This window comes from Pseudoalteromonas sp. APC 3358 (genome assembly GCF_030408075.1).
Taxonomy (GTDB): domain Bacteria; phylum Pseudomonadota; class Gammaproteobacteria; order Enterobacterales; family Alteromonadaceae; genus Pseudoalteromonas; species Pseudoalteromonas arctica.
The window spans coordinates 56,239-79,045 of sequence record NZ_JASDCE010000001.1 but is presented as its reverse complement, the minus strand read 5'-3'; the positions used below and the strand labels follow the sequence as shown (position 1 = coordinate 79,045).

Here is a 22,807-nt window from a genome sequence, read left to right as displayed (position 1 = left end):
CAATAGGTATACCTAACAAAATAACATGTTAGCCGGTATTACGCATACCTGCTGCAATACCTGTCATCGTGATCATTAATGCATTATCAATGTCACCTTCGTTGCGTTTTTCCTCTGAGCGAGCACGGCGTAAAAGCTCAACCTGTAGTAAGTTAAGTGGATCGGTGTACGGGTTACGTAAACTAATCGACTCCTTAATCCAAGGTTGTTCGGCTAATAGGCTTTTTTGCGGGCTAAGTGATTGCACTAAGCTAATGGCTTCTTGAAGCTCTTTACGAAGTGTTACACCCAGTGGTTTGTACATATCTTCCACCAGCGCATTATCATAATGCTCACTCAACCAACAATCGGCTTTACTAAATACCATTTCTAGCATTTCTAGGCGCGATCTAAAGAACGGCCACTGTAAGCTCATTTCGTTTAGGGTTTCTGCGCCGTACTTATTAAGCGCAGCTTTTAAGCCTGTTAACGCACCTAGCCATGCAGGAAGCATTAAACGGTTTTGGCTCCACGCAAAAATCCATGGAATAGCACGCAGGCTTTCAACGCCGCCATTAGGGTTACGTTTTGCAGGGCGAGAGCCAAGCGGTAACTTAGACAGTTCAAGCTCAGGTGTTGCCATTCTAAAGTAAGGTACAAAGTTTTCATCATGACGAACTACATTACGGTAATGCTCACATGACTCCTCACTTATTAGCTTCATTACTTCGCGCCACTGCGGTTTTGGCTCCGGTGGCGGTAATAAGTTACTTTGCAGAACTGCGCCTGCGTAAATATTTAAGCTTTGCAGTGCTACATCGGGTAAACCAAATTTAAAGCGAATCATCTCGCCTTGCTCGGTTACACGCAAGCCACCTTTTAATGAACCTGGTGGTTGTGAATGCAGCGCTTGTGCAGCGGGTGCACCACCACGTCCTACTGTACCACCGCGTCCATGGAATAAAACAAGCTCAATACCGCGTGCATCAGCAAGCTGTACTAGTTTATCCATTGCTTCGTACTGCGCCCAACCTGCTGCCATCATGCCGGCATCTTTAGCTGAATCAGAATAACCAATCATTACGTTTTGGGTGTTTTTAATGTGCCCGCGATACCAAACATTATCAAGCAATGTGGTAATTACATCACTGCCTGCGTTTAAATCGTCGAGTGTTTCAAATAACGGTGCTACTGGTAAATCAAAGCTACAGCCGCTTTCTTTTAGCAATAGTTGTACTGCTAAAATGTCTGACGCTGTTCGTGCCATCGAAATAATATACAAACCAAATGTTGCTTCGTCTTGCTTGGCAATTACATCAAAGGTATCAAGTACTTCTTGTACATCTGGGCTTGGTTGCCAATGTTTTGGAATAAGCGGTCTGCGCGAGTTAAGCTCTGCAAGTAAAAATGCTTGTTTGTCTTGCTCTTGCCATTGGTTGTAGTCGCCTAAACCTAAATAACGAGTCAGTTCTGAAAACACATCGCCGTGGCGAGATGAATCTTGGCGCACATCAAGTTTGGCTAAACGCAAACCAAAGCTATTTATACGGTGAAGTAAATCAAGTAATAAGCCATCCGCAACTACTTTCATATTACACTTTAATAACGAGCGATAGCACACTTCAACTGGGTGCTTAAGCTGATTAATATTAGTAATTAAATCTTGTGAATCGCTGCGCTTATTTTTAATTTTAGCACCTAAGTGCGCCACTGTTTCCGCAACCTGATTTTTAAGCTTTTTGATTACTGCTCTATATGGTTCAAACTCTTGCCCTGCAAGCTCAACAAGCTCATCACTGGCATCTGACATAGAGAGTTCAGCGCACAACGTTTTTAAATCTTGAATGTATAAGTTAAGTGCCATCCAACGACCATGATCAAGCACTTCTTTTGTTACCTGCGATGTTACAAATGGATTACCATCACGGTCTCCACCCATCCACGATGTAAACTCAATTGGGCTGTAATCTATTGGCAACTCTAAGCTCAACTGGTCTTTAACATTCGCTGAAAATTCACGTAAAAAGCGCGGAACCGCATGCCACAGGCTATTTTCTATTACTGCATAGCCCCATTTGGCTTCATCAACTGGCGTTGGGCGAGAGCGACGAATATCGTCGGTATGCCAAGCTTGGCTAATCAGTTGTTCAATACGATTTAAAATATTGTCCCGCTCTTGCACTAAGTTATCTTTTCGCTCTAATGACGCTAAGCAATCACTTAGTTCAACGTGTTTGTTAATAATAGTACGGCGCGTAACCTCGGTTGGGTGAGCAGTCAATACTAAGTTTATGTGGAGTTTTGAGAGTGTTTCGGCCAAATGATTACTGTCTAACTGGCCTTGTTCTGCTTTTGTAGCTAACGTTTTTAATGTTTGAGTGAGAGGGTTTTGTTGGCCAAGGCCAACGTCATTAAAACGCGAAACGGTATGAAATTGCTCTGCTACATTAGCAAGGTTTAAAAAATGATTAAATGAACGGGCAACCGGTAAAAGCTCTTCATCACTAAGCGCATGTAAAACATCTATTAGCGCTTGTCTGTCGTCTTCGTTACCACTGCGAGATGATTTTGATAAAGCACGAATTTCTTCCACTTTATCTAAAATCGCTTGACCTTGGGCATCTTTGATTGTTTGTCCTAGTAGTTGCCCTAGTAAATTTACATTACCTCGCAAGGCGGCGTATTGTTCACTCATTTATCAGTCTCCATTTTTTCGTAGGACACTATTAATATCATCATGAAGAGATATTTAATAGATCCATTTGCAATGTCTTGTCGTAAAAAAGTATATATAAAATAATCACAAAGCATTCACATGATCATTTTTTACGATGGTAACTGCCCTCTTTGTAGCACCGAAATGCAGCAACTAAAACACGCTGATAACAAAAACTTAATTACGCTTGAAGATCTTAACGCGAGCGACTTCAGTGAGCGCTACCCGTATATTGATAAAGACAAAGCAATGAACTACCTGCAAGCTCAAAAGCAATCAGGTGAAATGATTTATGGGCTTGATGTAACTTACGAAGCATGGAAAATAGTGGGTAAACACAGCTGGTTGAAAATTTTTCGCTTGCCAATAATTCGCTTTTTCGCTGACTGCGGATACCTATTATTTGCTAAGTATCGGCACCCCATCAGTCGCTTTTTAATGCCAAATACTCAGTGCAGTAACGGCCAATGTGGACTAAAAGCAAAAGGTGATAAATGAAAACTATTGTTTTATTCGGCGCAAGCAGTGCCATAGCAAATGCATATATAGAACATCTACAAATAAACACGCCTACTCATCAGATCGTTTGTATTAGTTCAAAAAGTATTGAATCTGGCTCAAGTGTTGTCCACCTGCATACTGACTACACAAAACAAAGTTTAGCGCGCGTTACTAATTACCTAAAAGAGCAAAATGCCGATATACAACAAGTTATTATATTCAATGGTACACTGCACAACGAAACCCATATGCCTGAAAAAAAGATGGAGGATTTAGACGCTGAGTATTTTAGCCAACTTCTAAATTCAAACACCCTAACTCCCCTACTTTGCTTGCAGAGCGTATTGCCGCTGTTAACCCACAAAACGCAGTGTACTATTACAGCACTCAGTGCGCGCGTAGGCAGCATAAACGACAATAAATTAGGTGGTTGGTATACTTACCGCGCATCTAAAGCGGCGCTTAACATGCTATTTAAAACCGCTGCTATAGAGCTTGCTCGTCGTGCTAAAAATACCAAACTCATTCTCTTTCACCCTGGCACTACCGATACAGCACTTTCAAAGCCCTTTCAAAAAAATGTACCCGAAGGCAAATTATTTACGCCTGAATTTGTAGCCAAGCAACTATTTGAATTAACAAATAATAACCCTGATTTAAAACTAAACGGTGAGCCTGCTTACTTAGATTGGCAAGGCTCTACAATACCGTGGTAAGGACTTCTAATGCATTTTACTAAAGCGCGTATAGACGCACTTGAAAAACATACCCGTACACATTTAATTAATTCTCTTTCGGGTTTTAAAAGCGCTAATTTAATTGGCACGCAAGACTTACTCGGCAATACCAACTTGTCGATTGTAAGCTCGGTTATTCACCTTGGGGCTAACCCACCTTTAGTCGCCATGATTATGCGCCCTCATAGTGTGCCGCGTCATACATTTGAAAACATTTTACAAACGGGCACTTACACCATTAACCAAGTTAATAAGTCAATTTACAAACAAGCTCATCAAACTTCAGCTCGGTACGATAAAGACGAGTCTGAGTTTGATGCTACAGGCTTAACACCTGAATACTTAAACGACTTTGCAGCCCCTTTTGTAAAAGAAAGCCGCTTAAAGTACTCGGTTAAATTTGTAGAAAATCAACATTTAGCCATCAATGGGACTGAGCTCGTTATTGGCGAAATTATGGATGTTTTTGTTGATAAAGCCGCGCTGCAAAGCGATGGTTTCCTAGATTTACAAGCAATAGAAACAGTCGCAGTAACCGGGCTTGATAGCTACCACACAAGCAATAAACTCACGCGTTTACCTTACGCTAAAAAATAATATGACCATTTAAGAGGCTATAAACTATTAGCCTCTTATCGCATAACATTGAATTTTACCTTGGTATTAATCACACTAGCTAAAAATCCAAGGAGAAAAACATGACCACTATAGGTATAGGTACACAATCAAGCGAACAAGCGTTGGCAAGCTTAAGTAATATGACGCTAACGCTAACCCCTATTGCAGCTGACGAACATTTAGAGCGCATAGCCAAAGCGCAAGCTTATATGCTTGCAAACAACATAGATGCAATTTATTTAAACGCTGGCACCAACCTAACCTACTTTACAGGTATGAAATGGTACGCGAGCGAGCGCATGGTTGGCGCGATATTACCCGCCCTTGGTGAAGTACAATACATTGCGCCTTATTTCGAAATTGGTTCACTAAACGGCTTTAAAGTAATAGAGGGACCTATCCATGGGTGGCAAGAGCACGAAAATCCTTATGCACTTTTTGTCGAAGTATTAAAAAAACTAAACATTAATGAAAACGCAACCATTGGCATTGATGAAAGCGCGCAGTTTTTTATATTCGACGGCATTAATAAAGCGCAAACGGGTTTAACACTCATAAACGCACAACCTGTAACGGCGCATTGCCGTATGCATAAATCAATTCACGAGCTTAGCTTGATGCAGCGCGCGATGGATATGACCTTAGCCGTACATCAAGCCACAGCAAGCATGCTTTATGAGGGAATAACCACCACCGAAGTAGAAGCCTTTATCAAGCAAGCACATCAAAAAGTAGGCGCGCCAGGTAACTATTTTTGTATTGTTTTATTTGGTATTGCAACGTCTTTTCCGCACGGTGTTAAAGACGCCCAAGTACTTAAAAAAGGCGATATGGTATTAATTGATACCGGCTGTAAAGTACACGATTACCTATCTGATATTACCCGTACCTATGTATTTGGCGAACCTACAATGCGCCAACGGATGTTTTGGGATCATGAAAAAGCAGCGCAAATGGCGGCATTTAATGCAGCTAAAATCGGTGCCACCTGCGAAGACGTAGATGCTGGCGCACGTACTTATTTAGCGGCGCAAGGGCTAGGTCCGCATTACCAAACACCGGGTTGCCCGCATCGAACTGGTCACGGCATTGGGCTAGACATTCATGAATGGCCATACCTAGTTGGCGGTGATAAAACCCCACTTGCCCCAGGCATGTGCTTTAGTAACGAGCCAATGTTAGTTATACCCGATGAATTTGGCGTGCGTTTAGAAGATCATTTTTACATGACCGACAACGGCCCTCATTGGTTTACACAACCAAGTTATAGCATTGACGACCCATTTGGGCTTAGCGCCTAAAACTGAATACCTTCAAGAGCAGCTGTTTAGCTGCTCTTTTTAGTTTGGTATTGATAAAGCTAAATTAATCCCAATATCCTTTTTTATACTTAGTTATAAGCAATCCTCAAAAGGATAAATATGAAAAACTTTAAAATTGATATCGTTTCAGACGTAATGTGCCCTTGGTGTGTAGTGGGTTATAAAAACCTAGAAACTGCACTAGAGCAACTTAAAGACGAAATGAGCGCAGATATTACGTGGCATCCTTTTGAACTAAACCCAGATATGCCAATTGAAGGTCAAGACTTAAACGAACATTTAATGCAAAAGTACAACCTAAGTGAAGAACAAGGCGACGAAAATCGTAAAAACATGTTCGAAGCCGGTCAGCGTGCTGGGTTTACCTTTAATTTTGATGGTAAACGCATCATGATCAACAGCTTTGATTTGCATCGTTTATTAATGTGGGCACGTGAAGAAGGTAAGCAAACGCAGCTTAAACTCGCCTTTTTTGAAGCGCACTTCACAGATTTAAAATACTTAAATCAAGAAGAAGCGTTGCTCGACGTTGTTGAAAAAGTGGGTCTTGATAAAGAAACTGCGCGCGGTATTCTACATTCAGACAAATACGTACAAGACGTACGCCAAGAGCAAGACAACTTTAAACAGATGGGTATTACTTCAGTACCTACGTTTATCATAAACGATAAATATGCACTTACTGGCGGACAACCAAGCGACTCATTCATTCAAGCACTAAAACAAATTAGTGAAGAAGAAGCCAAGGAAGACGCTTAATATACAAATAAAGTTTAAAATTAAGAAAGGCTGCACATTGCAGCCTTTCTCGTATATTCATCAGTTCAAAAACAATACAAATTTATTATTCACCTTAAATCTCTTTTGGTGTCATTATAGAAACTACATCTAACTAATCGATAACAATACCTATAAAGGGATTTATAATGAAATATATAATTACAACATTAACTTCACTGTTTCTTTTAACCGCATGTTCGACAACACCTCTACCTGATAGCCCTAACTCTACGCTAATAATGCCCAGCCCTCCAGAGTATCCAATTAAAAGTGTCCGTGAAAAAATTGAAGGTAGTGTGACAATGTCTTTTGATGTAAATGCATCTGGTAAGCCAGTTAATATTAAAGTGATTAAAGCTGAGCCTGTGAAAATTTTTGATAAAGCAGCGATTCGCTCTCTTTCTAAATGGCGTTACGCACCTAAAGTAGTTAATGGTATTGCGGTAGTTGATGAGAATTTAGAAATGACTATAGATTTTAATTTAGCAAAATAATAACTAACTAAAACAGGCTGCACATTGCAGCCTTTTTCTATATAGCGAAGGTTACTTCTTACTAAAAAGTAAACTAAGTACGATAAAGCACTTTAATAACATGCCAGCCGAATTTTGTTTTAACTAGGTGGGGTTCTAAAATTGCACCTTTAAATGCAATTTTGTCAAACTGTGGGACCATTTGCCCGCGTCCAAATTCACCTAAATCCCCGCCTTTTTTGCCCGATGGGCATGACGAATACTTTTTAGCTAAGGTTTGAAACTTTGCACCTTTACCCAATTGCTTAATAATATCTTCTGCAATTTCTTTGTGCTTAACCAAAATGTGAAGTGCATGTGCTGTGTTTGCCATTAAAAAAGCCTTTTATACCGTTAGCTAAAATTAAACGCGGCGATTTTAGCACAGCCACCTAAACCTAGCATCTACTTATAGCTAACCAATCTAATAATTGGCAACACTCAATAGTACACTTTAATTCACGAAACCTGATATTTGATCTAAGCAGCTATATTCAGGGTCTGAGAATGGGCTTAACCTAGTTACTTTCCTTATTCGTGGTGCTTTACTTTTTTCATGGCTGGAAATAACGCCCTCCACTAAAAGCATTCTATTGCTACAACGCTTAACAAACCCCTCCGTTAAATCACCGTAAAATGGGAATACTAAGTATTGCTTTGACATATTCTCTAAAGCTGCACGATCTTCATAAAAATCAAGGTGTCCATAATATCCAACTAAGCACACTTTAGTTCCAATCAGCTCACTTTGATTCTTAAACAGTTGACCCCATGATACTTTTTTACATTCAATATTTTCCTGTAAAGGAAATGCTTTTACAGAAAAAACAGCTACTATTAAAAATAACAATTTAGACATAGATATAAATTTTTTCATATTTTCCTCCTATGTTTACAATAAGAAAATTATACATTTGGCTTCTATTAATTTTCGGGGAGGATAGCCCTATAACGCATCCGTACACTCTAACCTGAGAGGCCTAGCCATTTTATAACCTATCAATTTGTATAAATTAATACCTCAAGATTAGCAGTAATCAACCAAAGGCAAGAAGAAAAAACCCTAACAGCTGACCGATGCATAAGCAGCTTATATTGCATCATTGCGGTTATTCCACTGCTTAAAGTATTTGTCTAATGGAGCACTATGATTCAAAACATTAGTAAATTTCTTTACCTGCGTTCAGGTTAAATAATGTTTAGCATCCTCTGGGTTGGGAATTCTGCAATACTGATATTTTCCAAATAACGAATACCTATTTAAAGCAACCCTATCGTATAACCAATTATTAAACCTATTTGGCAAAATACTGAATACGTTTGCTAGCTTGTATGGGTAACCTAGCTGCTTAACAACGTTAAAAAAAGCATGACTTTGTGTATACGCTTTACCGTTTTCAACAAACACCATTGAGGCATATTCACTTGTTGAAAAACCAAAATGCGTTAACAACAGTTCCCCTTTTGGAGATTGCACGCTGCATAATTTAAAAATAGTATTAGTGTCGTGAGCAATAATAAAGTTACACCACGCGCTGCAAAGCTTACATTGCGCATCAAATAATATAATTTTTTGATTTTGTATTATTGTCGCTGCATCATCGCTCATAACACTTTCCTTAAATTAAGTACTTTTTACTGCTGCACCGGCTTTTTTTGTAACTTGCGCTGCAAAGTACGTCTATGCATATTAAGTTGCCGCGCGGTAACCGACACATTGCCATTATTACTGTGCAGTACTTGTTGAATATGCTCCCACTCTAAGCGCTCCGGCGACATAACCGCATCATCAATAGCACTCGATGCCGATGACACAGGCTCGGTGTTAAGCGCTTTTAATAATGTTGCCATATCAACCGGTTTAGTAAGGTAGTCGTTTGCGCCTAAACGCATTGCTTCTACTGCAGTTGCAATACTTGCAAACCCAGTTAGTAAAACAATATGAGCTTGGGTGAGCAAACTACGCAGCGGCTTTATGAGTGCAAGTCCGTTGTCGTCACCTAGTTTCATGTCTAATAAAACAAAGTCAGGCAATAGTTTACGCGCGGTAAGTAACGCATCACTTTGGTTATGCGCCACCTCGCAGGTAAAGCCCTGTTTAGTTAAACGCCTTGCCAGGGTGTTGGCTAAATTTATGTCGTCTTCAATTATAAGTAACTTCATGAGGCGTTATTCTCAGTGTTTACAATAGCGAGTTTAACTTTGGCGACAGCGCCGCCATCTGCATGGTTAAACAAGGTAAGTGAGCCATTCAAACGCTCAAAAGTAACATTTGATAAAAGCACAGCAAGCCCCATTCCTTGATCGCTTGGCATAAGTTGCCCGCCCAGCTCTGCTAATTGCGATGATGAAAAGCCAGGGCCAAAATCACGAATTAACAAGTAAACGCATTCACTATGTAAGTTATCTTGCTGCCAACTCAGCTCTAATTGAGTTTGGCCTTGTTTTTGATTAGCGAGCGCGGCGTTCTGCAATAAATTTAAAATAGCAGGCAATAACATGGCATCACTTATCAATGTTGCTGCAATAGGTGGCGTAATCCATTTAATTTGCTGATCAGGGTATTGCAGTAGAAGTGTGTCTGTAATTTGTGTCTGCAGTTGCTTTACGCTGGTATGCTCTTGCGAATTTTTGAGGCGTAGCTGCTCTGAGAGTTTTCTAAAGTCGTTAAGTTGCGTACTACACTGAGTAAGCGGCGCTTGCATGTGCTTAACAATGGGGTTGTTTGGTTGGTCTTCTAATAACTCTTCAAACAATAGCTGTAAATTTGCAATTGGGGTCGCTAGTTGATGGGTTATTTGTGCAGCGGCCCCATCAAGGGTAACAAGCTGTTCATTACGTAATTGTTTTTCACGCACGTTTGCAATAATTCGCTCTCGCTCTTTAAGTGCCCTGCTCATTGCGCCAATCACTAATGCGATTACGCTAGCACTTAAAACAAAATTAACCCACATGCCAATAAAGTGACCACTCATATTCATTTGATGCATACTGTGATCGGGCATCTTAATCAGTAGAAAACTGTATGCGGCAATGGCTAATACCGCAATATAAGCTAATCCTTTTTCTCGCAGCGTAACAGCGGCTATCATTATTGGGAGCAATAACAGTGATACAAATGCATTGGTTGCACCACCGCTTAGCGAGAGCAAAACCGTTAAAAATAATACATCAGCGGTTAACTGCATCAACATACCCAAAGGTTTAGCGCGGCTTACATTACGATAGGCAAACAGGCTAATAAGCTGAAACACAGCCTCAACGGCAATAACAATCAGTAAAGGCAGTAATGCAATTTGATGTTCTAGTAAAAAATAAACGCTAAGCACCGCGATTAATTGCACCGCAATAGCGCCGCTTCGCAGCATTAATAGTCGACTAATGGTGGGGTCGGTACGCATTAACAAGAGGTAATTGCCCAATCAAATGTTTAATAAGGTTATTTTAACGGTTATATGGTTTTTAATCATCATCCATCGAAATTGAAAACGGTGCACAAGGCGTTCCTTGGTGAAACACCATTTTCCATTGCCCACTAGTTTGGCGCCAAAGCGACATACGCAATGAATAATTAAATTCACTGCGAGCAGAGCGCCTATAAGCTGCTTGATAACTAAGTTGCACTACGTCATCACTTAGCATTCGGCCCTTAAAATGCTGATTATAAAACTGTGGCACAACCTCGGTAGGTAAGCGGGTAAGTACTTGGTATTTATTAAATGTAGTGCCATTGGCAGCAATTTCGATAAATTCATCATCGAGTAAAGCGTCTAATGCGCGCTCAGATTGGCGAACTTCTGGGTCTAGTAACTGGCGCTCAGCGTCAATCAAATGATTAAACAACGACACTTTTATCTTGCTGCTCATAACCTTCCCTATTGTTTATAAACTTGCCCGGCTTTCATAACAAATTGCACGTTTTTAAGTACGTCGATATTTTTAAGCGGTGAGCCATTCACACTGATAATATCTGCTTGTTTACCAACACTCAAGTCGCCAATGAGTGCGCTTTTCCCCAGCAGTTTAGCTGCATGTATGGTTGCTGATTTAATAGCTTGGGCTTCGCTCATACCATTGTTTACCATTAAACTAAATTCGTTAGCATTGAGCCCATGACGAGACACCCCAGAGTCTGTTCCAAAAGCTATATTAACCTTGTTTTTCAGTGCAAGCTTAAACGAAGCCTGCATTTTTGGAGTTACTTCACGCACTTTGTCGGCTATTGCCGGTGGCATATTTGGATTTGTAAGCACCTCTTCACTTACCGTTGCACCCGCTAAAAGCGTCGGTACTAAATAAGCTCCCGTTTTTTTAAATAACTTTATTGCCTCTTTATCTAAATAAGAGCCATGCTCAATAGAATCTACACCGGCTTTTAAGGCCGCTTTTATACCTTGTGTACCGTGTGCATGCGCTGTAACTTTACGCCCCAAGTGATGAGCAGTATCAACAATTGCAATCAGCTCTGCATCTGTAAGTTGTTGGTTAACACCAGCAGCGGTATTACTTAGTACTCCACCCGTGGCAGTAATTTTAATTACATCAGCGCCACTTTTAATTACCTCGCGTACCGCACGGCTACAATCATCCGCGCCATTACATATACCAATCCCGCCTGTAACCGCATCTGTAATATCTTTTCGATAACCGTGCATATCTGCGTGTCCACCGGTAGGCGATATTGTATTACCCGCTGCAAAAATGCGAGGGCCGTTAATATCATTTCGCTCAATAGCACGTTTTAGCGGAAATATAACTTTGTGATCGCTGCCTAAATCTCGCACTGATGTAAAACCCGCATCGAGCGTACGTTGTAAATATTTAATTGAGCGCAAAGCATAATCGGCGTCATATTCTGTTGCCCAGCGGTGAGGGTTTGCTTTAGCATCTCGCTCAAACGTAACGTGAACATGCATATCAATAAAGCCAGGCATTACAAATTGATTTTTAAGATTGATAATATCGGCATCAGGTAGGTTAAGTTCTGCTTTTGTGAGGTAGCCGTTTTTAATGGCTGTTATTGTATTATCTGTTATGACTAACGTTTGCTCTGTTTTTACTTTTTGATCCTCGGATGCAAGTAAACTGCCCGCATAAATAATTTTATGTTGTTGAGCAAAAGCCCCATTTGCTATTAATGCCAGCGTTATTGCAGTGAATGTTGTTATTAGTGTTGTTTTCATACTTGCTCCTTTTTTATACTAGCATTACCTTAAATAACCTGTAATTGCGAATATTTACGACACAAAGCATGCTATAAACTAGTCTTGAAAGCCGTTTTTTGGTATAACTCACCCATTAGTAATACATGTCAGACCACCTTAAGAGAACATACTATGCCTTACGCACATATCACTGGTTGGGGTAAATGCATTCCACCAGCAAGCATTAGCAACGATGAAATTAGTGAAATAGTTGATACCACCGACGAGTGGATAACCTCGCGTACAGGCATTAAATCTCGCCGAGTGAGCCATGTAAGTACCGCCGAGCTGGCAACCGTTGCAGCTAAGCATGCTATTGCGTGCGCAGGCGTTGATCCTGAAGATATTGATTTAGTGATATTAGCAACCTGTACACCTTCTACAGTTGTGGCAAATACTGCCTCACAAGTGCAAAAAAATATTGGTGCAACAGGCGCTGCCGCAATGGATACAAACGCGGCATGTTCGGGCTTTTTATATGCATTGCAAGCTGCTACAGCGCAAATTCAAGCGGGTATGATCAAAAAAGCAGTGGTCATTGCCGCTGAGCGTATGACCTGGTACGTAAACTGGGCACGTCGCGATAGCGCTGTTTTATTTGGCGATGGCGCAGGTGCAGTAGTACTTGAAGCGGCAGATACGCCAGCTGGTTTACTAGCAACCAAAACTGGTTGTGACAGTGAAGACCGCGATATTTTACACATCACTAACTTTGGTAGTGATTTAAATAAATATGAGCCAATTGGTCCATCTGATTTATTATTTGAAGGTCGTGAAATTTTCAAACGTGCTGTCAAAGGCATGAGCGAAGCGTGCGACGACGTACTTAAACAAGCCGATTTGAGCCTTGATGACATTAATGTACTCGTTCCACACCAAGCTAACTTACGTATTATTCAGGCTATTCAACATCGTTTAAAAGTACCTGACGAAAAAGTAATGGTTAACATTGGTGAGTATGGTAATACCTCTGCTGCTACGATTGCTATTGCGTTATGTGAAGCCGTTGAGCAAGGGTTAATTAAACCGCATTCAAACATTATGTCTGCTGCATTTGGTGCAGGCCTTACCTGGGCTGCAAGTTACATAAAATGGGGCGAACGCGTAACGCCTATTAGTGTAAGCGATGCCGCTTTACCGCCATGTGATAAAACCGGTTTAGAACTTGTAGCACCGGCCGTTAAAGCATGTAAAGAAGCGCAGCCAAGCTAACACAACATGTAATAAGTCACATATAAAACGCACTTAATTAAGTGCGTTTTTGCTTTTTAAGGAATTAAATTTGAAACTTTTAGGTATTCACCACGCTGCCATTATTTGCAGTGACTATGCACGTTCTAAACACTTTTATAGCAATGTACTTAAACTTAACATTATTAATGAGCACTTTAGAGCTGATCGTAATTCATATAAATTAGATTTAGCCATGCCCGATGGTAGCCAAATAGAGCTATTTTCGTTTGATGGAGCGCCCGCAAGACCAAGCTATCCCGAAGCACAAGGCTTAAGACATTTAGCTTTTAAGGTAGCTGATGTACAGATTTCAAAAACGTATTTAGAGTCGTGTAATGTAAACGTTGAGGATATTAGAGTGGATGAAATAACCGGCAAAAAGTTTACCTTTTTTGCCGATCCAGATAACTTGCCACTTGAGCTTTATGAGGTTTAACACTCATAAGCTCAAGTTATTCACTTACTATTGAATCAAAAATTTACTTATTAAAACGATTTTGTAGGTAATTAAACACCGCGCGAATACCTAACGCTTCCCCACCCGTTGGACGACCTGGTAATGCACGTAAGTTCCATGCCATTACATCAAAGTGTACCCACGGTGTTGTTGGTTCAACAAATTCTTTTAAGTAAAGCGCCGCAGTAATAGCACCACCAAACGGTGTGCTTGCGCAATTTGCCATATCGGCTACATCACTTTTTAGTAAGTTTTTATATTGCTCAAACAGCGGAAGTTGCCAAACAGGATCATGTACACTTAAACCTGCATCAATAATACCGTTTGCTACATCGCGCTCTGTTGAGAAAAAGCCCGGAAGCTCCGTGCCTAACGCAACACGACATGCACCCGTGAGGGTAGCAAAATCAATAATTAGCTCAGGATTATCGTTTTGTGCTTCGCTTAATGCATCACACAATACTAAGCGCCCTTCTGCGTCTGTATTATCAATTTCGACCATAATGCCTTTGCGTGTTTTAACAACATCGCCAGGGCGAAATGCATTGCGCGATACTGCATTTTCAACCGCGGGTACAAGCACTCGTAATCTAATTGGTAAGTTAGCGGCCATAATAAGTTGTGCTAGTGCAATAACATGTGCTGCGCCGCCCATGTCTTTTTTCATGTTACGCATGCCAGAGCTTGGTTTTAAATCAAGTCCGCCCGAGTCAAAACATACGCCCTTACCTACTAGTGTAATTAATGGAGCATCTGTTGCACCCCATTTTAAATCGAGTAAACGCGGTTTGTTTTCGCTTGCACGACCCACCATGTGAATAGTCGGGTAGTTTTGCTCTAGTAACTCATCGCCAATCCACTGTGAAAATTCGCCATTGTAAGTTGCAGCTAAATCTTCCATTACTTGTGATAAATGTTGCGGCATCATATCTACCGCTGGGGTATTAACTAAATCACGTGCAAGTGTAATGGCATCAGCTTGTTGGCTAATGCGTTCATATAACGCTTTATCGCTAATGGCTAATTGCGCTTTTGCTGTTGGTTTTTCTTTATATTCACTAAATTCGTAACCACCAAGTACAAACCCTAAAGCAACTTGCTCTACAAAAGCGCTGTCGCCTTGAATTTGATAAGTACCAGTAGGCAGTGTGTTTGCTAAATTACCCGCAGCCCAAAAATCATCGCTACTTTGCATTAAACAAAATACCTGGCTTAACTCGCCCGTTTTAGCATCAGGGATTAAAGCAACACCTTGCTTTTCGAAACCTGTATTAGTTAACCAATTTTGTATAAATGCAGGCTGCTGTGCTTGCCAGTCAGATAATTCGTTTTTAAGAATAAAAGATAAAGGAATACCAGAAGATGTATGACGTAGTAATGCACTCATTAAAAAGCTCATATAATATAAAAATGGTACTTAAGAGCATATCAATAAGCGCACCTAAAAGGTATCGCTAATTTGAAGGGATTTTAGCTACTTTTTTAAGCTATTTTTAGATTCTTGCTTTTGATTTTCTTGATCTATTTTAGCATCAAGTTCTTTAATCGATTTGTTCATATTAAACGAACTTGGCAGTACATCAACTCCCACTAAACTCCCTAATTTAACAACTAAAGGAATTGTAAGCGGGGCAAAAGGTAATACTGCAAACACACCGAGCCCTAACCCTTTTAAAATATCAACAAACTGTTCATTAGCGCGTTTTAACTCCTCTTTACTTGTTTGACCTTGAGTGTAGCGCCTATAAATAGAGAGCATTTCTTTGGTTTCTTGTTTTTCTTGCGCAAGTGCAATTTTAAGCGCCACCATAGCACGGCGAAAACGCAGCTGTTGGCGTTTTTTACTAATTTTAACTACCCGCCAAGGTGCACGGTGAATAACTTTATATAATCGCATAACTTTTATTTTCACACAGCAGCACGGGTTCACAAAGAATAATTTACTTACAACATCCTTTAACTTATCCTTTGCACCAAATTAGTATTAAATACATACAACAACACTGAATATGACAAACCAACTACCGCAAAAACCTGAAAAACCAAAATCTGATGAATGTTGTGGTGGTGGCAGTTGCTGCCCCTGCGTGTGGGATGAATATAAAGAAAAATTAGCAACTTGGCGATGCGCACAAAACATTGAAAACCCCACCAAAAAGAAACAAATAAATAACATTTAAATACTGATAACGCATTAATTTTCCTCTCAACAACCCTATTTGCACTTATTTAGTTCATTTTAGCTTTACTTTGCACCATTGTTGCATTTTTTCTTGAATTGAATCTTTTTGTTATCAAATGGTTAATTAGTAATTGCCCTTCCCGTTTTTTACCTATAGTCTGTAAATAGGACTTCACAAAAAGTAAGCTTAATTGATTAGGCTTTTGAGCTAAACCCTCAAACTTATGTGAAACAAAAAATTAAGTTAAAAATAAATGATGTGAAATTAGCATCAAAAATAAGAATTATTCTAACTGGGGAAAATTAGAATGAAATTAAAAAATAATGCGCTAAACCAAGCAATCAAATTTGCTTTAGCTACAACCACTGCAGGGTTGTTTTTTTCGGGTTCTGCTATTGCAGCAGACGAGCAACAGCAAACTAAAGTAAATAAAAACGTAGAGAAAATTGCCGTAGTAGGTACGCGCTCAGCTCCACGTTCAATCGGTGACTCACCAGTTCCAATCGATATTATTGGCGGCGAAGAATTAGAAAGATCAGGCAATACCGACATGCTTGAGCTTTTAAAAGGTGCCGTGCCATCTTTTAACGTACATCAAAATCCTATTAGTGATGCGGCCTCTCTTGTTCGCCCAGCTAACTTACGTGGTTTACCATCAGACAGCACATTGGTTCTTTTAAACGGCAAACGTCGTCATCGTGCTTCTGTAATTGCATTTTTAGGCGGTGGTATTAACGATGGCGCGCAAGGCGCAGATATTTCAGTTATTCCAAGCATTGCTATTAAACAAGTAGAAGTACTTCGTGATGGCGCAGCTGCACAATATGGTTCTGATGCAATAGCCGGTGTAATGAACTTCCAACTAAAAGACGCTTCTGAAGGTGGCAAATTAGAAATCCGCCATGGTCAATTTTATGAAGGTGATGGCGATACAACACAAGTGTCGGGTAACGTGGGTTTACCGTTTACCGACAATGGCTTTGCTAATTTAAGCTTTCAATATAAAACAGCTGATGCAACAAGCCGCTCAGTTCAACGTGCCGATGCCGCAGCACTTTCAGCTGCAGGTGTTCCTGATGTATCTTCTCTTGCACAAGTATGGGGCGCACCAGAAGTAAACGACGATATTACAATTTTTGGTAACGTAGGTTTAGAGCTAACAAACGATTCTGAATTTTACATGTTTGGTAATTACTCTGAACGTGATGTACGTGGTGGCTTTTACTACCGTAACCCGCAAACACGTTCTGGCGTTTACTCAAATGATGGTGGCGAAACACTACTTGTTGCAGATTTAACACCTGATATGAGCGCTAACTGTCCTACTATTGCAATAACAGATGGCAACGTATTAGATGAACCTGCTTATATAAATGGTGTAGCGAACAACCCAGATTGTTTTGCCTTTAATGAAACGCTTCCAGGTGGCTTTACACCTAACTTTGGCGGCAACATTACTGATACTTCTTTAACTATTGGTACTAAAGGGCGATTCACTGGTGGTTTCTTAAAAGATACTTACTATGACTTAAGCGGTACTGTGGGTTTAAATGAATCACGTTACTTCATCTATGACACGGTTAATGCTTCTTTAGGTGCAGATACGCCACGTGACTTCAGTCCGGGTAAATATGAACAACTAGAGAAAAACTTTAACTTTGATTTATCAAAGGGTGTCGACTTTGGTTTAGCTTATGATGTAAACATTGCCGGTGGTTTTGAATGGCATGAAGAAACATTCACTATCATTTCTGGTGATGAAGAATCTTACACAGCAGGCCCTTTAACAGCACAAGGTTTTGGTATTGGCTCTAACGGCTTCCCTGGTTTTAAACCATCACAAGCAGGTGAGTTTTCTCGTCGTAACTATGCAGCGTATGTTGATGTTGAAGCACCATTTACTGAAGACTTTTTAATGGGCGTAGCGCTTCGCTTTGAAGACTACGACAGCTTTGGTACTACAACTAACTACAAAGTAATGGCTCAATACCATTTAACTGAAGATTTAAATATTCGTGGTTCTGTAAGTAGCGGTTTCCGTGCACCTACAGTTGGTCAAGCTAACGTAAGTAACGTACAAACAAGCTTAGACAGCGGCGTGTTACAAGATTCAGCGCTTCTTCCACCAACAAACCCTATTGCAGTGCAATTAGGTGGTACAGAGCTTGAGCCGGAAGAATCACAAAGCTATACACTTGGTGCTGTATACACAATCGGCGAGTTATTTTTAACGCTTGATTACTACAACATTCAAGTAGATGACCGTATTAGCCAATCAGATAAAATCAATTTAAGCCAAGCAGATAAAGATACACTTACAGCCGCTGGAGTTCCTAATGTACAAGGTCTTGCTCAGGTAAGCTTTTTTACAAATGACTTTGATACAACAACTCAAGGTATCGATTTAGTTGCAAACTATACTGCTGAACTAATGGGCGGTAGCTCTACATTTAGCCTTGCTTATAACTGGAATGATACTGAAGTAACTCAATTTAGTGAAATTACAGGTGCGTTTAAAGTTAAACGCTTAGAAGAAGATTTACCTAACCATCGTGCAACGTTCACATTGTCTCAACAATGGGAATCAGTTTCTGCATTTGCTCGTGCAAACTACTACGGCGAATACCAAGGTGTTCACGTTGATTATGATGCAACAGCTAAAACAGCAGATGCTGCAGTCACTATTGATGCTGAAGTAACTTACTTCTTAAATGAATCAGTTAGCTTCTCTGTAGGCGCTCAAAACTTATTCGACCAAGATGCTGAAAAACTTGATTTTGCAGATGCAACGGGTATCCCTAATAACAACTGGGGTGGTCAGTTCTACGAAACATCTCCGTTTGGTATTAACGGTGGCTTTTACTACGCTAAAGCAACATATACTTTTTAAACTATTTTCATGAAGAACCAAAGGCGAAATGTTGAAGACATTTCGCCTTTTTAATTTTATAGTTAATAAAAATAATAGTGAACAATACCAATTGCATTGAATAAGTGTTCTATTATAGCGCTCAGAAAATAGCGTAATAACAAGGCGAAAACTATGATATATAGTTGCTCTATATGAATAATTTTTAACGCAGTGAGTACGCTATTTAATACGATAGAATGATTATTTTTTTAATAAAATTGGTATAACTATGCTACTTAATAAAGCCAACCAACTACTGCAACAAAATAAACTCAAAGAAGCTGAGTTTCATTTTAAAACGCTATTAAATAGTAATCCCGAAAATGGTGAAGCTTTATTTGGCTTAGGCAGAATTGCCCTACGACTAGAGCGTTATGACGCTGCCGTATACTTACTCCAAAAAGCGTGTGAGCGCATGCCTCATATGCTTGAACCATTACATGCCCTTGCTGATGCATTTAACGGTGTTAATTCGCCAAACGATGCGTTAACGGTGCTCGAATACGCAAAAAAATTAGCAAGTCATAACCCAGAGCCTCATTATTACTTAGCACAGCACTATTTAACACATGGCGAGTTAGATAAAGCTCATACAACCTTTGCTCATGCACTCAGTATTGGGGTATACCCTGTAACAGCTTATATTTTATTTGAACTTGTGCAGTTAGGCCGCTTTGATAAAGAGCATAATTATGTAAGTAATTTGCATCACTTATTAACTCAAACGAGCAATTTACGTTTAAAAATGGTGTGTTACTACGCATTAGCAAACAGTTACGATGCACTTGAAGATACCGAGCAAGCATTTAATTATTTTATATTGGCGAATAAATTACAAAGAAAATTAAGTGAATTTAACACTAAAGATTTAATCCCTTTTTACAATGAAATAATAAAATACAACACCGAGGAATTTATTGCCTCTGCCGATAAAAAATTTACAGGTAATATTACACCTGTCTTTATTATTGGTATGCCTCGTAGTGGCTCTACCCTCCTGGAGCAAATATTGGCAAGCCATAGTCAGTTTTCGAGCCTAGGAGAAAGTACGAGTATTAGTAATAACGCGGTTGCTTTTATCGAACAAAAAACGGGAGTGACTTACCCGCAATGTTTAGCGCATTTAACGCCTGACTTAATCAAAAAAGCCCGCGAGCTTTATATCACAACATTAAAAACAGCATCGCCCATCAGACCTTTTATAATAAATAAACTGCCGAGTAATTATCAGTCGCTCGGACTAATATATATCCTATTTCCAAATGCCAAATTTATAAACTTAAGTCGTAACTTTAATGCTACTGCGTTTTCTATTTTCACTAATTACTTTGCCGAAAACGAGCCTTATTTTTGCTCACTACCTGAGTTTAAGCTTTACCATAGTGTGTATGAAAAACTGATGAGCCATTGGTACTCCTTTAAAGGTATGCCAATTTATGATGTCAGTTACGAAGATTTAGTGAGCAACCCAAAAGAGCAGCTAACGCAGTTACTTGGCTTTTTAAACTGTCATTTTGAAGAGCGCTGCTTAGCGTTTTATAAACAAAAAACACCGGTAACCACGTTGAGTAAACATGCTATTCGCCAACCTATTAATAACGCCGCAATCGCTAAGTGGGAGCGTTACAAAACACCTCTTTTAAAGTTACTTGATGAGAATTAATTAATCGGACGTGCTTTAAACCAATTAAGTAAATCTTTAAATTGATCATCACGCGCACTTGGGTGGGTAAGCATATTAATATGATCGTAATCAAAATTATGACCGTGTTTACGACCGTAAATTCGCATTTGTTGAATGCCAGGCCCTGATTCGTCCATAAACTTTTGAATATCGATTGGTTGCGCTAATGCTTTATCTTTTACCGCAGCAATATGAAGCGTTGGCGGTAAATGCAGGTTGTTTAGCGCTTTTGCATAATCAAAATTATCATCAGAATCTATCCATGGCTTCTTTTTAGCCCATTGCATACTTTGATAATGCGACTTTTGAGTTTCGTTATCGCTTCCCCACTTATAACCTTTAGCATTTAAATAGCCGTGTTTTTTAGCAAGTAAAGGTGCCATAAAATACCAAATTAAATTGGCTTGTAATAATTTTTGAGGATGGTTATTAAATAAAGAACGCTTAGAGCCAAAATACACACACGCTTTTACATCATTAATATATTCTGGAAAACGTGCAAACGCGCTGTTCATCAATACCCCGCCCCAAGAGTGAGCGACCCAGTAGTCAGGCTTCTTGCCTTCAATCAACTCTATTTGCTTAATAAAGGCAGGAATGTCTTCTAGGATAGACTCAGTTTGTCCATATTCGGACTCGCTCGAAATAATTGGCTTACTATCACCTCGTCCACGTAAATCAGCCACATAGCATCGGTACCCATGCTCAGCCAAAAAAGGGGCAAGCCCTTTATTAGAATGGGTGTAAAAAATTTTACCGTTTTCTACAGCTCCATGCATAAAAAATACGACAGGCCCTTGCTGATTATCATCGCTGATTCGACGTAAATGAAGTGTTTGGTGAGCGTCTAAATTGATAATTATTGATTGCTGAGAAATCGCCACAGTTATTCCTTTTTATTATTTTCAACTCATCCTACCAGCAATATTAAATATACCAAAGGAAATGTCTGCACTTTACTCATCAGCATTTGTTACAATCACCACATCATATCTGTTGTTAAAATGAAGCCATGAAAGAAAATAAAGCACGTTCAAAATTACACCCTCGTAACCTACATAAAAATGGGTACGACTTCGATTTATTAACAACAGAGCACCCTGCTCTACTGCCTTTTGTTATAACCACACCTGCAGGTACTAAAAGTATTGATTTTAGTGATAACAAAGCCGTTAAAACACTCAATCAAGCTCTTTTAAAAGCACATTATAATATTGATTTTTGGGATATTCCTGAGCACAATTTATGTCCACCTATACCTGGGCGTGTTGACTACATTCATTACTTAGCCGACTTATTAAGTGACGATAACCAACAACAAATACCTTTAGGTAAGCAAATTAAAGTGCTTGATATTGGCACTGGCGCTAACTTAGTTTATCCGCTTACTGGTACAAGTGAATATAAATGGCATTTTACAGGGACTGATATTGATGCAGCCTCAGTAAAAATAGCAAAACAAATTGCTCAGTTTAATGGTTTAAAAATAACCCTAAAACAACAAAAAAACGCATCACATATTTTTAAAGGCGTTATAAATCAAAAAGATCTATATCATTTAACGCTCTGTAACCCTCCGTTTCATGCAAGCGAAGAAGAGGCGAGTAAAGGCAGTGAACGTAAGTGGAAAAACCTAGGAAAAACACCCAGTAGCGCACTTAATTTTGGTGGTCATAATAATGAATTATGGTGTGAAGGCGGTGAAGTACAGTTTATCTCTAACATGATTAAAGAGAGCGAAGACTTTGCAGAGCAAGTACTGTGGTTTACGTCGTTAGTCTCTAAAAAAGATAATATTGCAGCCCTTGAAGAAGTATTAAAAGCCCACCCAATAGCACAATATAAAATAGTTGATATGGCACAAGGTCAAAAAATTAGCCGCTTTATTGCATGGAGCTACTTTGATAAAGAAACTCGTGAACAAATTTGTAGCGAGCTTGATTAATACCAATTTTATTAAAAACAATAAA

The 22,807-nt window shown here is 39.6% G+C and carries 23 protein-coding genes; 12 read left to right on the top strand and 11 right to left on the bottom strand.

Annotation, left to right across the window (positions count from 1 at the left end):
* Positions 1-28 precede the first annotated feature (28 nt).
* Positions 29-2,674, bottom strand: a complete 2,646-nt coding sequence (gene ppc / locus QL995_RS00355; protein ID WP_007582382.1) for a phosphoenolpyruvate carboxylase — start codon at positions 2,672-2,674, stop codon at positions 29-31.
* Positions 2,675-2,794: 120 nt separating this feature from the next.
* Between ppc and QL995_RS00350 the strand changes: the two genes are divergently transcribed.
* The 6 genes from QL995_RS00350 to QL995_RS00325 all read left to right on the top strand — a co-directional run bounded on the left by QL995_RS00350 (position 2,795) and on the right by QL995_RS00325 (position 7,147).
* Positions 2,795-3,193: a DUF393 domain-containing protein gene (locus tag QL995_RS00350; RefSeq protein WP_010553974.1), complete on the top strand. Its 399-nt coding sequence runs from the start codon at positions 2,795-2,797 to the stop codon at positions 3,191-3,193.
* Complete coding sequence (locus QL995_RS00345; protein WP_197150626.1) at positions 3,190-3,912, top strand: SDR family NAD(P)-dependent oxidoreductase; 723 nt, start codon at positions 3,190-3,192, stop codon at positions 3,910-3,912. Before QL995_RS00350 ends, QL995_RS00345 begins: the two co-directional genes overlap by 4 nt.
* A gap of 9 nt (positions 3,913-3,921) precedes the next feature.
* Positions 3,922-4,530 carry a flavin reductase gene (locus tag QL995_RS00340; RefSeq protein WP_024605704.1) on the top strand — a complete coding sequence of 203 codons (609 nt, stop codon included), beginning with the start codon at positions 3,922-3,924 and terminating at the stop codon, positions 4,528-4,530.
* A gap of 101 nt (positions 4,531-4,631) precedes the next feature.
* A complete protein-coding gene (locus tag QL995_RS00335; protein ID WP_290291489.1) occupies positions 4,632-5,852 on the top strand; it encodes a Xaa-Pro peptidase family protein in 1,221 nt (406 codons plus the stop codon).
* Between the two features lie 120 nt (positions 5,853-5,972).
* A complete protein-coding gene (locus tag QL995_RS00330) occupies positions 5,973-6,632 on the top strand; it encodes a DsbA family oxidoreductase (RefSeq protein WP_290291487.1) in 660 nt (219 codons plus the stop codon).
* Positions 6,633-6,799: 167 nt separating this feature from the next.
* Positions 6,800-7,147: an energy transducer TonB gene (locus tag QL995_RS00325; RefSeq protein WP_165722616.1), complete on the top strand. Its 348-nt coding sequence runs from the start codon at positions 6,800-6,802 to the stop codon at positions 7,145-7,147.
* 73 nt (positions 7,148-7,220) lie between these two features.
* On the opposite strand, the gene QL995_RS00320 is transcribed toward QL995_RS00325, so the two are convergent.
* The 7 genes from QL995_RS00320 to QL995_RS00290 form a co-directional block, all read right to left on the bottom strand.
* Positions 7,221-7,499, bottom strand: coding sequence for a peptidylprolyl isomerase (locus tag QL995_RS00320; protein WP_008171402.1), 279 nt, complete (start codon positions 7,497-7,499; stop codon positions 7,221-7,223).
* A 120-nt stretch (positions 7,500-7,619) separates the two neighbouring features.
* Positions 7,620-8,042 carry a hypothetical protein gene (locus QL995_RS00315; protein WP_290291478.1) on the bottom strand — a complete coding sequence of 141 codons (423 nt, stop codon included), beginning with the start codon at positions 8,040-8,042 and terminating at the stop codon, positions 7,620-7,622.
* 306 nt (positions 8,043-8,348) lie between these two features.
* A complete protein-coding gene (locus QL995_RS00310) occupies positions 8,349-8,774 on the bottom strand; it encodes a DCC1-like thiol-disulfide oxidoreductase family protein (RefSeq protein ID WP_169060822.1) in 426 nt (141 codons plus the stop codon).
* A 26-nt stretch (positions 8,775-8,800) separates the two neighbouring features.
* Positions 8,801-9,328 carry a response regulator gene (locus QL995_RS00305; RefSeq protein WP_290291472.1) on the bottom strand — a complete coding sequence of 176 codons (528 nt, stop codon included), beginning with the start codon at positions 9,326-9,328 and terminating at the stop codon, positions 8,801-8,803.
* Entirely contained in the window at positions 9,325-10,566 is a 1,242-nt protein-coding gene (locus QL995_RS00300) for an ATP-binding protein (RefSeq protein WP_290291469.1), read from the bottom strand. Before QL995_RS00300 ends, QL995_RS00305 begins: the two co-directional genes overlap by 4 nt.
* 61 nt (positions 10,567-10,627) lie before the next feature.
* Positions 10,628-11,032, bottom strand: a complete 405-nt coding sequence (locus tag QL995_RS00295) for a DUF4440 domain-containing protein (RefSeq protein WP_007582361.1) — start codon at positions 11,030-11,032, stop codon at positions 10,628-10,630.
* An 8-nt stretch (positions 11,033-11,040) separates the two neighbouring features.
* On the bottom strand, positions 11,041-12,348 hold the full coding sequence (locus tag QL995_RS00290) for an amidohydrolase family protein (protein ID WP_290291467.1): 1,308 nt from the start codon (positions 12,346-12,348) through the stop codon (positions 11,041-11,043).
* A 153-nt stretch (positions 12,349-12,501) separates the two neighbouring features.
* Between QL995_RS00290 and QL995_RS00285 the strand changes: the two genes are divergently transcribed.
* Both QL995_RS00285 and QL995_RS00280 read left to right on the top strand, forming a co-directional pair.
* Entirely contained in the window at positions 12,502-13,581 is a 1,080-nt protein-coding gene (locus tag QL995_RS00285; RefSeq protein WP_290291465.1) for a ketoacyl-ACP synthase III, read from the top strand.
* Positions 13,582-13,651: 70 nt separating this feature from the next.
* Positions 13,652-14,038 (top strand): VOC family protein, encoded by a 387-nt coding sequence (locus QL995_RS00280; protein ID WP_290291462.1) that lies wholly within the window; start codon positions 13,652-13,654, stop codon positions 14,036-14,038.
* 43 nt (positions 14,039-14,081) lie between these two features.
* On the opposite strand, the gene QL995_RS00275 is transcribed toward QL995_RS00280, so the two are convergent.
* Together QL995_RS00275 and QL995_RS00270 are read right to left on the bottom strand one after the other, a co-directional pair.
* Complete coding sequence (locus QL995_RS00275; protein ID WP_290291460.1) at positions 14,082-15,446, bottom strand: leucyl aminopeptidase family protein; 1,365 nt, start codon at positions 15,444-15,446, stop codon at positions 14,082-14,084.
* 87 nt (positions 15,447-15,533) lie between these two features.
* Positions 15,534-15,956 (bottom strand): hypothetical protein, encoded by a 423-nt coding sequence (locus QL995_RS00270; protein WP_007582356.1) that lies wholly within the window; start codon positions 15,954-15,956, stop codon positions 15,534-15,536.
* Positions 15,957-16,068: 112 nt separating this feature from the next.
* Here QL995_RS00270 and QL995_RS00265 point away from each other — a divergent pair, with 112 nt between their 5' ends.
* From QL995_RS00265 to QL995_RS00255, 3 genes are all read left to right on the top strand, one after another.
* Positions 16,069-16,239: an oxidoreductase-like domain-containing protein gene (locus QL995_RS00265; RefSeq protein ID WP_010553991.1), complete on the top strand. Its 171-nt coding sequence runs from the start codon at positions 16,069-16,071 to the stop codon at positions 16,237-16,239.
* Between the two features lie 310 nt (positions 16,240-16,549).
* Entirely contained in the window at positions 16,550-19,132 is a 2,583-nt protein-coding gene (locus QL995_RS00260) for a TonB-dependent receptor (protein WP_290291456.1), read from the top strand.
* Positions 19,133-19,382: 250 nt separating this feature from the next.
* Positions 19,383-20,816 carry a tetratricopeptide repeat-containing sulfotransferase family protein gene (locus tag QL995_RS00255; protein WP_290291455.1) on the top strand — a complete coding sequence of 478 codons (1,434 nt, stop codon included), beginning with the start codon at positions 19,383-19,385 and terminating at the stop codon, positions 20,814-20,816.
* Here the strand turns inward: QL995_RS00255 and QL995_RS00250 are convergent.
* The gene (locus QL995_RS00250) at positions 20,813-21,721 is read right to left on the bottom strand and encodes an alpha/beta fold hydrolase (RefSeq protein ID WP_290291451.1); all 909 of its coding nucleotides are present in this window, start codon (positions 21,719-21,721) and stop codon (positions 20,813-20,815) included. The two genes, QL995_RS00255 and QL995_RS00250, sit on opposite strands and share 4 nt — an antisense overlap.
* 128 nt (positions 21,722-21,849) lie before the next feature.
* On the opposite strand from QL995_RS00250, the gene rlmF reads away from it, so the two are divergent.
* Positions 21,850-22,782 carry a 23S rRNA (adenine(1618)-N(6))-methyltransferase RlmF gene (rlmF, locus tag QL995_RS00245; protein WP_290291448.1) on the top strand — a complete coding sequence of 311 codons (933 nt, stop codon included), beginning with the start codon at positions 21,850-21,852 and terminating at the stop codon, positions 22,780-22,782.
* Positions 22,783-22,807: the final 25 nt, after the last annotated feature.

What these genes read in the sequence shown, in the direction of transcription:
- QL995_RS00340 (WP_024605704.1), top strand. Translation starts at nt 3,922, where the DNA reads ATGCATTTTACTAAAGCGCGTATAGACGCACTTGAAAAACATACCCGT.
- QL995_RS00320 (WP_008171402.1), bottom strand. Translation starts at nt 7,499, where the DNA reads ATGGCAAACACAGCACATGCACTTCACATTTTGGTTAAGCACAAAGAA.
- QL995_RS00300 (WP_290291469.1), bottom strand. Translation starts at nt 10,566, where the DNA reads ATGCGTACCGACCCCACCATTAGTCGACTATTAATGCTGCGAAGCGGC.
- QL995_RS00330 (WP_290291487.1), top strand. Translation starts at nt 5,973, where the DNA reads ATGAAAAACTTTAAAATTGATATCGTTTCAGACGTAATGTGCCCTTGG.
- QL995_RS00265 (WP_010553991.1), top strand. Translation starts at nt 16,069, where the DNA reads ATGACAAACCAACTACCGCAAAAACCTGAAAAACCAAAATCTGATGAA.
- rlmF (WP_290291448.1), top strand. Translation starts at nt 21,850, where the DNA reads ATGAAAGAAAATAAAGCACGTTCAAAATTACACCCTCGTAACCTACAT.
- QL995_RS00285 (WP_290291465.1), top strand. Translation starts at nt 12,502, where the DNA reads ATGCCTTACGCACATATCACTGGTTGGGGTAAATGCATTCCACCAGCA.
- QL995_RS00270 (WP_007582356.1), bottom strand. Translation starts at nt 15,956, where the DNA reads ATGCGATTATATAAAGTTATTCACCGTGCACCTTGGCGGGTAGTTAAA.
- QL995_RS00260 (WP_290291456.1), top strand. Translation starts at nt 16,550, where the DNA reads ATGAAATTAAAAAATAATGCGCTAAACCAAGCAATCAAATTTGCTTTA.
- QL995_RS00255 (WP_290291455.1), top strand. Translation starts at nt 19,383, where the DNA reads ATGCTACTTAATAAAGCCAACCAACTACTGCAACAAAATAAACTCAAA.
- QL995_RS00350 (WP_010553974.1), top strand. Translation starts at nt 2,795, where the DNA reads ATGATCATTTTTTACGATGGTAACTGCCCTCTTTGTAGCACCGAAATG.
- QL995_RS00345 (WP_197150626.1), top strand. Translation starts at nt 3,190, where the DNA reads ATGAAAACTATTGTTTTATTCGGCGCAAGCAGTGCCATAGCAAATGCA.
- ppc (WP_007582382.1), bottom strand. Translation starts at nt 2,674, where the DNA reads ATGAGTGAACAATACGCCGCCTTGCGAGGTAATGTAAATTTACTAGGG.
- QL995_RS00310 (WP_169060822.1), bottom strand. Translation starts at nt 8,774, where the DNA reads ATGAGCGATGATGCAGCGACAATAATACAAAATCAAAAAATTATATTA.
- QL995_RS00290 (WP_290291467.1), bottom strand. Translation starts at nt 12,348, where the DNA reads ATGAAAACAACACTAATAACAACATTCACTGCAATAACGCTGGCATTA.
- QL995_RS00275 (WP_290291460.1), bottom strand. Translation starts at nt 15,446, where the DNA reads ATGAGTGCATTACTACGTCATACATCTTCTGGTATTCCTTTATCTTTT.
- QL995_RS00295 (WP_007582361.1), bottom strand. Translation starts at nt 11,032, where the DNA reads ATGAGCAGCAAGATAAAAGTGTCGTTGTTTAATCATTTGATTGACGCT.
- QL995_RS00315 (WP_290291478.1), bottom strand. Translation starts at nt 8,042, where the DNA reads ATGAAAAAATTTATATCTATGTCTAAATTGTTATTTTTAATAGTAGCT.
- QL995_RS00325 (WP_165722616.1), top strand. Translation starts at nt 6,800, where the DNA reads ATGAAATATATAATTACAACATTAACTTCACTGTTTCTTTTAACCGCA.
- QL995_RS00305 (WP_290291472.1), bottom strand. Translation starts at nt 9,328, where the DNA reads ATGAAGTTACTTATAATTGAAGACGACATAAATTTAGCCAACACCCTG.
- QL995_RS00335 (WP_290291489.1), top strand. Translation starts at nt 4,632, where the DNA reads ATGACCACTATAGGTATAGGTACACAATCAAGCGAACAAGCGTTGGCA.